Here is a 14257-nt window from a genome sequence, read left to right on the forward strand (position 1 = left end):
TAACTGGATTTATTTCGCTGGACTAGTGTAACTGGAATTGCTGCTTCAACTGAGGCGGCTTTTTATCTTGATCAGCTACCGATACGCACAAATGCGACAGGGCATTGCTGCGGAACGGGATCACCTGCGTCCGGCCATCAAGCTGCACAATCTGATAGAACTGCGGCAAGTTGAAATTGATAAAGCTGGAACCGTAGGTGAAGCGATCGTGTGACGACGAATAGAATCGACTGACATCACGCACCAACTCTTCTTTGCTGCCTTCGCAGTGGTGATACACCTCAACGCGATTTGATTCATCTAGAATATAGATGTTAAAACCTTTATCGTCCGCAGTGTCTTCAAAGAAGAATTGAATAATGCCCTCGCTGGCAAATCCATCCACTACCGGTGGCAAATGCACCTGATCGGTTTCGACTTTTACCGACAATCCGTGCAGCTTGTTATTGGAAATCGCGCCATAAAACTCGACCGCATTTTCCAGTTTCTGTACGGATACGCTCAGGCGCTCAAAGAACAGCCCCCAGGTTTGACCGGCCACGCGCACGGCTTTGAAACGACCAGGCTCCTGACGGGTACTGGACAGGCGGAACTCAATGCACTCGGAAATCAGCTGCTGCAAGCGGGTACGGATCAGGCCGCGCAAATGCTGGCTGTAGCAAAATACTTCAACGGATTCAGGCGGAGCCGCATCCTGATGCATTTTGCCAAGAATTGTTTTCAACGCTTCCAATACCGCCTGCTCACCGTTGAAATGCAGCGTACGAACTTCATTCCAGGAGTTGCGGTACAGCAGATCGATACTTCCTACCAGGCATTGCTGCTGCTGGCCAAAACTGAAAACGTCCAGTTTACGGAAATCAAAATGGACCACCTGATTACGGAATATCGCGGTTGGATCGTGTTCCAGATTGACAATAATGGCCAGATGACGGATTTCACACGGACTGTAGAGCGCTTTGGGTGTCGGTGCGGGCAAACGCAGCGGAAAATGGTGTGATACATCTGACACCAATTCCTGCAGCTTCGCGATATCGCAAAGGTTGGCACTTTTAATGTGCAAGCGAGTGCGCGGCGTCATCAGACCATTGAAATAGGCCCACGCCACCAACTTGTTAAGGTAACGGTTATATTCGAGAGGCTGATGGCTGACGATGGCATCCATTGATGGAGCCTGATTATACAAATACCAGCCAGTGCGGTTGGCGCGTCCGATTGGAACATGGATAAAGGTCAGATCATTTTCAGACAGATCCGGGGAGATTTGCGGATTTACCAGCGTCACTTTGCCGGGTAGCGCTTCAAAAGCCGCATACAGTTTACGCGTCAGCACGCCGATGTCCTGAGGACTGGCACTAACGCTGAGATTATTGCGACGCGCAAAGCGGATCAGGTTGCGATAGCTCTGCATCATCGCATCAAGCAGTTCGTTGTGCGCTTCGCGAACCTGCTCAATCTTCCAATTGGCACGGTTATCCAAAATCGCCAGGCGTTCGTCGTCCCAGCCCCACTCACTCACCAATTGAGTCAGGATTTCACGCCGCCAACCGATACAGGCGCGGCCACGGGATAATTTCTCGCAAACTTTGAGATAAAAACAGCGACGCACCAGATCCAAACGGGTGAGGTCGTTTATCTGGGTCAGATAATGCGTTACCCGCTCCAGCATCATGCAGTAGGCATCGAGCCCGAAAGAGACAATTTCGTCTTGGTGCAAACGCTGTTTGATATCCATCGCCAGCAATTGCGTATTGGGGTATTCCCAGGAATAAGCTTCGAGCAGCAGGGTTTTCAGGACCGCTTTATAAGGCGAATCGATACTTTTATACAACTGCCACAGGCTGGCGCCGAAATATTCTTCTGCAGAAAGCGTGCTCAACCCGCCCAGATCCAACCACTCGTTCGGCGTTAAGGCACCCTGTGAATACAGCGATAATACGTATTCATCGTAGTTACCCTCTTCTGCGCCCGGCACCATATTCCACAAAATACGCTTGCCCGCGAGACGAACAGCGCTGCGATAAAATTCATCCAGCAACAGAATATGCTGGGTCGATCCGCAATCTTCCCCACCGAGGCTGCCACTTTCATTATGACGAAAGCGGTTCTCATCGATCAGGAAGAAGCTGACTTCAACACCCAGTGAGGCGGCCCATTTTTCCAATAGACTGCATTTAAGCTGCAGACGATTACGCTCGTTGGCATCAAGCCAGGATTGGTGACATACCCAAATATCGAGATCGGAACTGCAACTTTGACCAATAGAAGAGGTGCTGCCCATCGAGTAGATGCCAGTAATCGGCAACTCTCCGCTGGCCAGTTTTTCCACCGGTGCACCCCATTTATCTTCCAATCCCGCCAGATAGTGCTCTTGAGTTTCATCAGGCGTGAAGATACAGACGCCATGGGGAACGTTACCATCAAGGTAACCCGGCATCAGAGGGTGGTGGTGATGTAATAAGATTGGCAGCAAACTGTAGACTTGTTGAAAAGCCGGGCCCATGGCCGCCAAGGCGCGATCCACACGCAGTTGGTTGATCGCATCCAGTCTCTGCTTAAGTGTCTCGATGTAGAGGTACAAGACGTTTCGCCTGATTTATCCCAGTGTCTAGAAAAAAACCCCGTATTCCATACCCGTCATCTGTTTTGAAGAATTTTTGACGGAATATTGTCGGAAACGTGATCAATTTAACACCTTGCTGGTTGACCGTAAAGGAAGTATAGCTCCAGACTTACTCCAGCCCTGCTTTACACTCTCTTTCTTCTCATCCATTTTGAACAGTTCGCCGTAACATCCTGTTATATCCTTCCCCTATACCTCAGCCTGAGGCTTCCGACGCTGACAGCTTTCCTATGTCAGTGGTAGGATGGTCGGTGAAATATAAAAACGGTATCAAGCATGTTAGACAAAATTATCCGAATTGCCACACGACAAAGCCCCCTGGCACTGTGGCAGGCACATTATGTTCAAAAACGGCTGATGGAATGTCACCCGGATTTGCAGGTAGAACTCGTACCGATGGTCACCCGTGGGGATATCATCCTTGACACGCCATTGGCCAAGGTTGGCGGTAAGGGGTTGTTCGTAAAAGAGCTTGAGCTTGCCTTGCTCGACGGACGCGCCGATATCGCCGTTCACTCCATGAAAGATGTGCCGATCGCCTTTCCCGACGGGCTGGGCCTGGTCACTATCTGTGAACGCGATGATCCCCGTGACGCGTTTGTTTCATCGCGTTATGAAAACCTGTCGCAACTGCCTCAAGGCAGTATTGTGGGGACATCCAGCCTGCGCCGCCAGTGCCAGTTGCGTGAGCAGCGACCTGATTTGCTGGTGCGCGATCTGCGCGGGAATGTCGGCACGCGCCTTTCCAAACTGGACAACGGTGAGTACGACGCCATTATTCTGGCCGTCGCTGGCCTGAAACGCCTGGGGCTTGAGTCCAGGATCCGCTGTGCAATGAGCGCTGAAGAGTCTCTTCCCGCAGTGGGCCAAGGTGCCGTAGGTATTGAATGCCGTCTTGATGACGATCGGACCCGCGCTCTGCTGGCTCCGCTAAACCATGAGGAAACTGCTACCCGCGTTCTGGCTGAACGGGCAATGAATACGCGCCTCGAAGGTGGATGTCAGGTGCCAATTGGCAGCTATGCTGAACTGGAGGGTGATTCTCTGTGGCTCAGGGCATTGGTTGGTGCGCCTGACGGCAGCCAGATCATTCGCGGTGAGCGCCGGGGTAACGCAGCAGAAGCAGAAAAGATGGGCATTGAACTGGCCGAAGAGCTTCTGGATCGCGGTGCACGGGAAATACTCGACGATGTCTATCAGGGGAATCCTCCAGCATGACAATTTTGGTAACCCGTCCTTCTCCGGCAGGAGAACAACTTATCGTCCGGCTGCGTGCACTCGGTCGGGTTGCCTACCACACGCCGCTTATTGAATTTTCTCCAGGCCGTGAGCTGGGATCGCTCAGTGAGCACTTGTCATCCCTGGCCACTGGCGATCTGGTGTTCATCCTGTCGCAGCATGCCGTAAATTACGCCCATCGAACATTGCATCACCAGTCTTCCCCGTGGCCAGCGAGATTGACTTATTATGCAATAGGCAGGGCCACCGGGTTGAAGATGCATACGCTGAGTGGTCTACCGATCCTCTATCCACCAGACAGGGAGACCAGTGAAACCCTGCTGGAATTGCCGGGCTTGCAAAATCTGGCAGGAAAGAAAGCTCTGATTCTGCGAGGTAACGGCGGGCGTGAACTGCTAGGCGAAACCCTGGCAGAGAGAGGGGCCGACGTCAGTTTTTGTGAATGCTATCAACGCTGTCCGGTTTATTATGACGGCAGCGAACAGAGCTCACATTGGCAGAGGGCAGGAATTGATACGCTGGTCGTCACCAGCGCTGAAATGTTACAACAGCTCTATACTTTAGTTCCTGAATACTACCGAACATCCTGGCTGCTGCGCTGCAGTCTGGTAGTGGTCAGCGAACGAATTGCTACCCTGGCGCAGCAGTTAGGCTGGCAGGAGATCCGGGTAGCTGAGAATGCAGATAATGATGCGCTAATCCGCGCGTTACAATAACCTGACTATGGGATGTGCCTAAATGACGGAACAAAAAACTCCATCCGCACCGGTTGAAGATATTCCCGCTGCGGTTGAGACTCCCCACCAGCCAGAGACTGAACCCCGTAAAGAGCAACGTACCGGACTGGTACTCGGTGCGGTCGCTATCGTGCTGGTTATTGCACTGGGTGGCGGACTTTATTATCACGGGCACCAACAGGCTCAAGCGCAAACAGCGGCCAACCAGGCGCTGGAATCACAATTGGCAGCGCTAAAGCAGACCCAGCAAAAAGATAAAGAGCAGATTGAAAACCTGCTGCAACAACAAGGTAAATCGCTGGAAACCGCTGACCATCAGCAAATAACCTTTAACCGACAGCTCAATGAGTTGCAGGAAAAAGTGGCAACCATTGCTGGCAGCGACTCAAAAACCTGGCTTCTGGCACAGGCAGACTTTCTGGTGAAACTCGCGGGTCGTAAGTTATGGAGCGATCAGGACGTTACCACTGCGGCTGCGCTGCTGAAAAGTGCTGATGCCAGCCTCGCGGACATGAACGATCCTAGCCTGATAGATGTTCGCCGTGCGATTACTGAGGATATCGGTTCACTCTCGGCTGTGGCACAAGTGGATTTTGACGGAATCATCCTGAAGGTGAATCAGCTTTCCAATCAGGTTGATGATCTGCGTTTGGCAGATAATGATACCGATGATTCGCCGATGGATGAAGACAGTGCTGAACTCACCAGTTCGCTCAATGAATGGCGACAGAACCTGAGTAAAAGCTGGCATAACTTTATGGCTGACTTTATTACCATACGCCGCCGTGATAGCAGTGCAGAACCATTGCTGGCACCAAATCAGGACGTTTATCTCCGGGAAAACATCCGTTCCCGTCTGCTGGTCGCGGCACAGGCCGTGCCGCGTCATCAGAATGAAGTTTTTAAACAGTCGCTCGAAACCGTTTCAACCTGGGTACGGGCCTATTTTGATACCAGCGATCCCAGCACCAAAGCCTTTCTGGACGATTTGGAAAACCTCAGTCAACAGTCGATTTCAATGGACGTACCCGATCAGTTGAAAAGCCAGCCAATGCTGGAGAAACTGATGCAGACGCGTGTTCGTAACCTGCTCGCCCAGGCTCCCACCAGCAACCAGGAGGGCTAAATTATGCTACGCGTATTAGTCCTTTTTCTGCTGCTGATTGCCGGCATCGTTGTTGGCCCGATGCTGGCCGGGCATCAGGGTTATGTCCTGATCCAAACAGATAATTACAATGTGGAGACCAGTGTCACCGGGTTGGTGATTATGGTGATCCTCTTGTTTGTTGTGCTGTTTATCATCGAATGGATCCTGCGCCGTCTGTTCCGCACCGGTGCCCGCACCCGTGGCTGGTTCGCTGGCCGCAAGCGCTCGAAAGCCCGCAAGCAAACCAAGGCAGCCATGATCAAGTTGGCCGAGGGCGATCATCGTCAGGTTGAAAAACTCCTGACACGTAACGCCGACCATGCAGAGCAGCCGATGGTGAACTACCTGCTGGCCGCAGAAGCCGCGCAACAGCGCGGGGATGATTTCCGCACCAATCAGTACCTTGAACGCGCCGCAGAAATTGCGGATACCGATCAGTTACCTGTGGATATCACCCGCGTAAGAATTCAGTTGGCGCAAGGTGAAGTCTACGCCGCACGCCATGGCGTTGACCGTCTGCTGGCTCAGGCACCGCGTCATCCAGAAGTGCTTCGTCTGGCTGAGCAAGCCTATTTGCGCAGCGGCGCATTCTCTTCACTGCTGGAGATCTTGCCGTCGATGGCAAAAAGCGATCTGCACAGTGAAGACGAATTGCAGGCACTGCAGGAAACCGCCTATATCGGTCTGATGAACCAGATTATGGCTGATGAAGGCAGCGATGGGCTGAAACGCTGGTGGCGCGATCAAAATCGTAAAACCCGTCATGTTGTCGCCCTGCAAGCCGCCATGATTGAGCATCTGATTCAGTGTAACGATCATGATATGGCGCAGCAGGTGCTGCTGGATGGCCTGAAACGTCAATATGATGAACGACTGGTACTGCTGATCCCTCGCCTGAAGTCTGGTAACCCTGAGCAACTTGAGAAGCTTTTGCGCCAGCAGATCAAACAGCATGGCGCAACCCCGTTACTCAACAGTACGCTTGGGCAGCTCTTGATGAAGCACGGTGAATGGCAAGCAGCCAGTGAATCCTTCCGGCAGGCGCTGCAACAGCGTCCTGACGCGTATGACTACGCATGGCTTGCTGATGCCCTCGATAAGTTGCATAAAGCCGATGAAGCGGCACAGATGCGCCATGAAGGGCTGATGCTGACCCTGAAACAAGACGGTGAATGATTTTCTCTAGTCGGTTTCACAGGAAGGCTCCTCCGGGAGCCTTTTTTACAGGCAAAAAAAACACTTGCCAGATGACAAGTGTTATAAAAAGCAAATCAGGTCTAGGACAGCAGGGGTGGTGCCTCACTCAACGTTATGCCCGCTCGGTGATAAATATATCGTTATCGATGAGTTGGACAGTAGGCACCGAAATTGGCTCTGCGACATTCCTGGGTTTATGAAGCTCTTTTATCGTGAGAAAGAAGAAGACTGTCATAAGAGATGGAATGTGCATCTACAAGACTGATAAAGCACGTTGCGTGCCAACCATGTTGACGCCACACAAATTATTATTTAATTCATTGTTTTAACTAAACAAATTTAAATAACAACTTATTCTATTATTTCTGCATTTCTTTTTCGCCCGCTGCCACGGCAACAAACTGTCGCTTGGCGGAGACGGAGGACTGTGACATTTATTTTACCGTTATAAATCAGATAACTAGATGTCTCCCTCCGGCGACAAACATACCTGCCTTTGTCGTTAAAATCAGACAGTGTTTAAACATTACGCAAACTGCGCAAAAATACACCTTTATCCGCAGTCGGAATGCAAAAAACCCCGCGTTAAGCGGGGTTCTTTAAATGTGGTCGGCGAGAGAGGATTCGAACCTCCGACCCACTGGTCCCAAACCAGTTGCGCTACCAAGCTGCGCTACTCGCCGAAATGTACTTCTTTACTGCCGCGCATTGTATCAATGATGATCGTTGTATTAACGAAAAATCGTATCAATGCAATCTGTGTGGTGCGAAGAGAGGGACTTGAACCCTCACGTCCGTTAAGACACTAACACCTGAAGCTAGCGCGTCTACCAATTCCGCCACCTTCGCAACTTCACAAATTTGGGGTGGCTAATGGGGCTCGAACCCACGACAACTGGAATCACAATCCAGGGCTCTACCAACTGAGCTATAGCCACCATTTACTCTTTCACGCGGTAAATATACCACCGCAGCTCTTGCGCACAAACTTAATGGCGCGCCCGACAGGATTCGAACCTGAGACCTCTGCCTCCGGAGGGCAGCGCTCTATCCAGCTGAGCTACGGGCGCGTAGCGCCGTTGCGGGACGGGATATTACGGATTTAATGGGGTGCTGTCTATACCTTTTTCTCATAAATGTTGCGTTTGATTACGCTTTGTCCATTCCGAGGCAAAAGTAAGCATTCTGCACCCCCTTACAATCACTTACCCGATGACTTTACCCTTTATGCGGGGTTTGTGCACGCTTATGCATCCCCAGCCCAAAGTATATCAACGACACACCGGCGATAAAAATAGCCCCTACCAGTAAAGAAATCCGCGTATCGGGGTTAAACCCCATGCCTACCAGTACGCACAACAGGAATGCCAGCGTCAGATAGTTTGCATAAGGGAACATAATCGATTTGAACGGATGCTTCTTCAAAGCTTCTTTATGGACAGCACGGAAGCGCAATTGGCTGATCAGCACCACAAACCACGGCATCATACCCGGCAGCACACTGGCGCTGTAGACGTAGACAAACACTTTTTCCGGATTCGGGATGATGTAGTTGAGGCATGACCCCACCAGCAAACAGGCGATAGTCACGGCAATACCATAGACGGGAACACCGCTAATCGAGACTTTGCCAAGAAAAGACGGCAATTGCCGGTTATTTGCCAGGGTGTATAGCATACGTCCACAGCTGTACATACCGCTGTTACAGCCGGAGAGCGCCGCCGTTAATACCACAAAGTTGATGATCCCGGCCGCAGCAGTAATACCAATTTTGGCAAAGGTAAGAACGAACGGACTGCCATGCGTACCAATTTCATTCCATGGGAAAATAGTGACGATAACAAAAATCGCACCCACGTAGAAAATCAGGATACGCCAGAGGATGTTATTAATTGCTCGCTTGAGAGTAACCTGGGGATTTTTCGCTTCACCCGCAGTAATCCCCACCAATTCAACACCCTGATAAGATGCCACCACAATACAGAGTGCAAAAAGAAATCCCTTCCACCCTCCCGCAAAGAAACCACCATGGTTGGTCAGATTGCCAAAACCCGTTGGCTGACCAAAGTTACCAAAACCAAAGAAAATCACGCCCAGACCAACAACGATCATCACGATAATGGTGGTGATTTTTATCAGCGCAAACCAAAACTCGAACTCACCGTACAATTTCACTGCGGCAAGGTTAGCCGTGGCGACAATCGCGATACCTGCCAGTGCCGGAATCCATTGAGGCATATCCGGATACCAATATTGTACATAGACGCCAATTGCGGTGATTTCCGATATCCCAACGGCAATCCACATGAACCAATAGCTCCACGCAGTGAGATAGCCGAAATAGGGGCTGAGATATTTGTGTGCATACACCGCAAAAGAACCGGCAACAGGTTCAAGGTGCAACATCTCACCCATTGAACGCATGATAAAGAACACAAATACACCGGCGATGATATAAGCCAGTAATACTGAAGGCCCTGCCCATCTAAGGGTGCTGGCAGCCCCCATAAACAGACCAACACCGATGGTACCACCCAGTGCTATCAATTCTATATGCCGGGCTTCCAGCCCCCGCTGTAGCCCTTGTTGCTTCTCTTGACTCGCCATAAAACCTCTGTCTGTCGTTGGATGTCGTTTTGCCTTCCGAAGTTATCGGAATGTTATTGTTTTTTCTGGATTCTATTATTTACCGCGCAATAGGATTTCGTATTTCAGCGGTATTAGCAAACCGTCCATTAAAACCCTATGTTCTAAGTGAAAGGGTTTTTATATCCGATAGTGATTTTTTGTTTTAGTTTCAAGTAATTAAGACGAAGTGGAAGGCCAGTTGTGAAGTACTTCGAACTGGCACATTCAATTTATAAACGATTGGTGTAGTGATAACGCAGATATTTTAATAGTTTCAGCTGTCGGCCAAAGCGGCTAGGCTGCAAAATGAGACGGTAAAGCCACTCAAGACCCGAGTTCTGCCAAAACTTAGGTGCACGTTTAACGTGACCAGTATAAACATCGTACGTACCGCCTACTCCCATATATAACGCGTCAGGATAGGTTTCCCGGCAATCCCGCATCAGGATCTCCTGACGAGGCGATCCCATAGCCACAGTCACAATAGCTGCCCCACTGGCTTTTACCCGATGGAACAGTGACTCACGCTCTTCTGGTGTGAAGTAGCCGTTCTGGCTGCCAACAATATTCACATTCCACTGGGCGCGAAGTTGGGTTTCGGTTTGAAGCAAAATTTCTGGTTTCCCTCCGATCAGAAAAACCGGTGCTCCCTCCTGCCCCGCCCTTTGCATCAACGCCTCCCACAAATCGGCACCGGCGATACGTGAAATAACCGCATCCGGATATTTACGGCGGATTGAACGCACAATGCTTATGCCGTCGGCATATTTGTATTCAACACCATTGATCAGTTCGTGCAGCGAAGGATCGCGCTCGGCTGCCAACACTTTTTCAGCATTGATCGCCACCAGCGTTCCTGTTTTTATCCGCTTACCAGCAAACAGATGATCAAGGAACTGAGCCATATTACGAAAACCCCAAATATCCAGACCGCGAATGGTATATTTAGGGATAGAGCTTATCGAATCCATCAAATTCCCTTACAGAATGCTGTCTGCAGGCGTCTGAGACGATGCACAAGTACGATGCCGGATACCCATAACACGCTGCTTGATAAGACCACCAGCGTCAAACATCCAATACAGCAATTTGGCTAACACCAGACAGGCGCCAAAAATAATGCAGAAAAAGACCACACGGGACACAAATGAATCTACGCCCTCACGTGCAAGTACGATCATGTTAAAAACCGCACCAAAACAGAACCCCTGAAGAATGGCAGCCTTATAGCGATTGCTCTCCCTTTTCCCCAAATCATACAACCAATCAAACCATTTAATGATCAAACCCACGACTACCGCCCCTAACGGGATAAACCACACGCCTCCCATCACCACCAGAGAACCGATTAGCGTGGGCGATATCGCCAGCCCGGAGTGATTATTCAATACTTCCCAAGTGAAGTAGTTTGCTGAATTCAGGACTACGTCCGGGCGGCCAGGCCATAACCAACTGGGAATGAAAACATAGAAATCACGGACAATCGGAGCCACCCCCTGAAAATCAATTTTATCGTAATTTTGCAGCAGCAGTGCCAGATTCTCCCAGGGAGAGAACGTATCGCGAGTCAGATAAAGGAAGGTGTAAAACGCCTCGGCTCCACTGACGTCAAGGCTATAACGTTTGAGTGCCAGCCAGAACATGCCAACAACACCGAAGACCCCGGCCATCATCAACATCCACAGCGAGATCCACCCACGGACAATGCCGATAAAGAGAAACAGGGCAAAAGCAATAATGATATTTGCACGGGTTCCTCCCACAATGACGTATGTCAGGATACCAAATGCAACAGTGCTCACCAGAAAGAATAGCCAGCTTCTTGAGTCTTGCCGCAAGAAATAAACTACCAGCATCGCGGGAATAAAGAAGTAGAAGAACCGCTTCAACGCCACACCCGATACATCACTAGAGAAGATCTGGCTGTAGGAGTTGAGCTTGAACAACAGGAAACCATTCTGCATGAAGAACACGCCAACCGTACCGACGGCGACTATCGCCAGCATCAGCCAGGTGAGGTGGGTTTCGACCCTGTTCATGCTAAACAAAGGTACACGCTTTTGAACCTGTTGCCTGCGCAACCGCGTTTTATAACTGACGTAATAAATCGCGTAGAAACACGCAGCGGCCAGCAATGCCTGCAACAGATATTCAACGGGCACTACGCTGACATCAAACTGGAACACCAGCATACAGGTCAGCGGGAAACCGAAGAAAAACGTCAGCAGGTAAAGAACGGAAAAAAAGACATTGAAATTAAAGCGGACTCGCCTGAACTCCTGATAGGTCAGCGTCAGGATAAACAGCAGTGAAAGCAGATAGACCACCAGCAAGCCGCCAAACTGAGTCAGGGTCATGCCGACTCTCCTGACGCGATAGCCAATGCCTGCTGCCAACCGTCGATATAGTTGGGATTAAAAAACGCGATGCTGTTTTTGTCAGTCAGCGCGATCTGCCGCTGTGCCTCACGGACTGTCGCTTCATCCAGTGAGTCGCCATAAAACAGGACGGGCAAATGTTGCTCCGCCAGATCCTGCCAGAAGGGATTTTTCCGGCTAAGAACAAAAGGTACGCCGAACTGAATCAGCAGACAGAGAGTCCCAATACCCTGCTGACGATTGAAAATGAAGTAGCCAAGATCGCAACTGCGTAAAATTTGCAGATAATCAGCAAACTCGACGCTTTCCGTCAGCAATCGGAGATTCTTTTCTGGGAACAACGCAATACCGGCCTGCCGTACCTGTTCAATGTAGTCATGATTATTCGCCGGGTAGCCCAAAGGAATAATGATGCGTACATCGCTGCCAAACTGCTGGTGAATCGACTTCAACGCTTCGATATGCCGGTTGGTACGATCTCCAGAGTTCCCCAATAGGATCGTCATTGGCCCTGCTTCAGGGCGTTCAGACGTTGCCTGTGTCAGTTCAGGATCCATTCTCGTTGGAAAATACAGCAGGGAAGCGGGAACTCGCGGATGGCGTTGTTGGTAGTGAACGATATCGCCGCGTGTGGCAAAAATGTGGGCAATACGCCCCTGCGCCCAACGGCGCAACTGATAAAACAGGCGATATTTCAGGCCAGCGGCGTCCTCATACAGGTCAGCGCCCCAAATATGCCAATAGACTTGTCTGGCTTTAATACTGCCTTTGAGCAAGGCAAGCCATAGCGTGGGATTAAACTGGCCGTGCAAGAAAAAATGCGTCGAACGATCCGCCTGTGCAAGGGAAATCACCGCATCCGCCAGCGCTTTTTTATTGGGGAAAACGTCAATGTTCAACGCTGTGAACCCGGCAAAAGTGCTGTCATCACTGGCGACTACCATAAATTTACGTACTTGTTCAGCAGGTAAACGCAGAGACAGCACATCGTTAAAGAAGCGCAACACCGTCTGATTATGATGAGGGATATCTGATCCCAATACGTGAATAAGAGTTGTCATGCCCGTCTACGATAAATAATAAATACAGCGCTACACAGCGCGAAGTATATGACATACGTTGCCATATACGCCTGCGCGGCACCCAGCGCGCCATTTCGCGGAATTAACCAGTGTGCAAAACCGGTCAGCAGCAGAAACTGGCTGACCTCGGTCAAAATATAAAAACGCAGGGAAGCTTTGGCAATCACCAGATAACCATACACATACGCTCCCACTTTCATTACGTCGCCAACCAGTTGCCAGGCAAAGAGATCACGCATCGCGACAAATTTGTCAGAAAATAGCAGCCAGATGGCAAAATCCCGCAGCAACCAGACGCAAAAACTCGCTATCGCCACGGCCGGGATAACAAATTTCAGCGATCGCACAATCTCGCGCGAGATGTCATGTTTCTCGGTCAGGCGCGAGAGTGTTGGCAGCAGATAAACGGTAAAAGAGGCAGTAATGAATTGCAAATAGGCGTCTGAAATACTGCTGACGCCCTGCCAGATACCTACCGCATCCCAGTTGTAGTTTTCTGCCAGCAGATTTCGCATCATGACATAGGCCACGGGCAAGGTCACCGAGGTGATCAACGCCATGAGGGTAAATTTGCTGAGCAGTTTCGCTAAAGGCCGATCCCAACCGAGTTTGAAGTAACTGAGCGGAACGGTTCCGCGTTTGATCAATATAAACCCGGCGGGCAACACCACCAATGCAGGTACCAGCGCCAGCCCAGCGAGCGCCCCCTCATAACCGCCAATACGAAAACAGAGGGTATAGGCCACCAGACCAATCAGGCTACCCGCAATGATCGCCAGCGCATTGCCCATCGCATCGCGATATCCTTTCAGGATCGCCAGACAAAAATTGGCGTAGGCAATACCCATCTGAATCAAGGCCACCGCCCTGACCACGTTTTCATAACGGTTGTGCCCAAACAGGCCAACGCTTATGGGTCCGGCGGCCAACAGAAACGTTAGCGCCAGAATCGTAGAGAACCCCAGAATCAACGTGGCAGAAGTGCCCAGGACAGCACGCAAACGCTCGGGCTGCTGATGATACTCAGCAACGTACTTCGTAATTCCGTTAAAAATACCTGCGCCAGAAAGAACGCCCAGTACGGTAATCAACTGGCGGAAGTTACCCGCCTGACCCACGCCGCTCGGCCCAAACGACACCGCCAATAGTTTTATTACAATCAGCCCAACGCCAATTTTAATCAGCGTTGAGCCTGCCGTCCAAACCGATGCTTTTGCCAGTGACAT

Annotated in this window: 10 protein-coding genes and 4 tRNA genes; 4 read left to right on the top strand and 10 right to left on the bottom strand. The window is 50.5% G+C overall.

All coding sequences use genetic code 11. The features are described from left to right. Positions 1-22 precede the first annotated feature (22 nt). The gene (locus DRI82_RS16140; protein WP_114194935.1) at positions 23-2581 is read right to left on the bottom strand and encodes a class I adenylate cyclase; all 2559 of its coding nucleotides are present in this window, start codon (positions 2579-2581) and stop codon (positions 23-25) included. A 318-nt stretch (positions 2582-2899) separates the two neighbouring features. Between DRI82_RS16140 and hemC the strand changes: the two genes are divergently transcribed. Genes hemC through hemY form a run of 4 tightly spaced genes read left to right on the top strand, consistent with a single transcriptional unit; the run spans position 2900 to position 6922 of the window. Continuing rightward, positions 2900-3841 carry a hydroxymethylbilane synthase gene (gene hemC, locus DRI82_RS16145; protein WP_114194936.1) on the top strand — a complete coding sequence of 314 codons (942 nt, stop codon included), beginning with the start codon at positions 2900-2902 and terminating at the stop codon, positions 3839-3841. Continuing rightward, positions 3838-4578, top strand: coding sequence for a uroporphyrinogen-III synthase (hemD, locus tag DRI82_RS16150; protein WP_114194937.1), 741 nt, complete (start codon positions 3838-3840; stop codon positions 4576-4578). Before hemC ends, hemD begins: the two co-directional genes overlap by 4 nt. 22 nt (positions 4579-4600) lie before the next feature. Beyond that, a complete protein-coding gene (hemX, locus tag DRI82_RS16155; RefSeq protein WP_114194938.1) occupies positions 4601-5725 on the top strand; it encodes a uroporphyrinogen-III C-methyltransferase in 1125 nt (374 codons plus the stop codon). A gap of 3 nt (positions 5726-5728) precedes the next feature. Then, positions 5729-6922 (top strand): protoheme IX biogenesis protein HemY, encoded by a 1194-nt coding sequence (gene hemY / locus DRI82_RS16160; RefSeq protein ID WP_114194939.1) that lies wholly within the window; start codon positions 5729-5731, stop codon positions 6920-6922. Positions 6923-7549: 627 nt separating this feature from the next. Here the strand turns inward: hemY and DRI82_RS16165 are convergent. From DRI82_RS16165 to wzxE, 9 genes are all read right to left on the bottom strand, one after another. Beyond that, positions 7550-7626: transfer RNA gene (locus tag DRI82_RS16165), tRNA-Pro, on the bottom strand. A 79-nt stretch (positions 7627-7705) separates the two neighbouring features. After that, positions 7706-7792: transfer RNA gene (locus tag DRI82_RS16170), tRNA-Leu, on the bottom strand. Between the two features lie 13 nt (positions 7793-7805). Then, positions 7806-7881 (bottom strand) — tRNA-His (locus tag DRI82_RS16175). A gap of 55 nt (positions 7882-7936) precedes the next feature. Continuing rightward, a tRNA-Arg gene (locus DRI82_RS16180) sits at positions 7937-8013 on the bottom strand. 148 nt (positions 8014-8161) lie between these two features. Beyond that, positions 8162-9550 (bottom strand): bifunctional threonine/serine APC transporter ThrP, encoded by a 1389-nt coding sequence (gene thrP, locus DRI82_RS16185; RefSeq protein WP_114194940.1) that lies wholly within the window; start codon positions 9548-9550, stop codon positions 8162-8164. Between the two features lie 251 nt (positions 9551-9801). Then, entirely contained in the window at positions 9802-10542 is a 741-nt protein-coding gene (gene wecG, locus DRI82_RS16190) for a lipopolysaccharide N-acetylmannosaminouronosyltransferase (protein ID WP_114194941.1), read from the bottom strand. A gap of 9 nt (positions 10543-10551) precedes the next feature. Then, on the bottom strand, positions 10552-11928 hold the full coding sequence (gene wzyE / locus DRI82_RS16195; protein ID WP_114194942.1) for an ECA oligosaccharide polymerase: 1377 nt from the start codon (positions 11926-11928) through the stop codon (positions 10552-10554). Continuing rightward, complete coding sequence (locus DRI82_RS16200; protein ID WP_114194943.1) at positions 11925-13010, bottom strand: TDP-N-acetylfucosamine:lipid II N-acetylfucosaminyltransferase; 1086 nt, start codon at positions 13008-13010, stop codon at positions 11925-11927. Before DRI82_RS16200 ends, wzyE begins: the two co-directional genes overlap by 4 nt. Further along, on the bottom strand, positions 13007-14257 hold the full coding sequence (wzxE, locus tag DRI82_RS16205; protein WP_114194944.1) for a lipid III flippase WzxE: 1251 nt from the start codon (positions 14255-14257) through the stop codon (positions 13007-13009). Before wzxE ends, DRI82_RS16200 begins: the two co-directional genes overlap by 4 nt.

Source organism: Edaphovirga cremea, from assembly GCF_003332275.1.
Taxonomy (GTDB): domain Bacteria; phylum Pseudomonadota; class Gammaproteobacteria; order Enterobacterales; family Enterobacteriaceae; genus Edaphovirga; species Edaphovirga cremea.

Bases quoted from the DNA above. Each gene is read 5' to 3' on its own strand.
- hemC (WP_114194936.1), top strand. From the start codon at position 2,900: ATGTTAGACAAAATTATCCGAATTGCCACACGACAAAGCCCCCTGGCA.
- hemD (WP_114194937.1), top strand. From the start codon at position 3,838: ATGACAATTTTGGTAACCCGTCCTTCTCCGGCAGGAGAACAACTTATC.
- hemX (WP_114194938.1), top strand. From the start codon at position 4,601: ATGACGGAACAAAAAACTCCATCCGCACCGGTTGAAGATATTCCCGCT.
- hemY (WP_114194939.1), top strand. From the start codon at position 5,729: ATGCTACGCGTATTAGTCCTTTTTCTGCTGCTGATTGCCGGCATCGTT.
- thrP (WP_114194940.1), bottom strand. From the start codon at position 9,550: ATGGCGAGTCAAGAGAAGCAACAAGGGCTACAGCGGGGGCTGGAAGCC.
- wecG (WP_114194941.1), bottom strand. From the start codon at position 10,542: ATGGATTCGATAAGCTCTATCCCTAAATATACCATTCGCGGTCTGGAT.
- wzyE (WP_114194942.1), bottom strand. From the start codon at position 11,928: ATGACCCTGACTCAGTTTGGCGGCTTGCTGGTGGTCTATCTGCTTTCA.
- DRI82_RS16200 (WP_114194943.1), bottom strand. From the start codon at position 13,010: ATGACAACTCTTATTCACGTATTGGGATCAGATATCCCTCATCATAAT.
- wzxE (WP_114194944.1), bottom strand. From the start codon at position 14,257: ATGTCACTGGCAAAAGCATCGGTTTGGACGGCAGGCTCAACGCTGATT.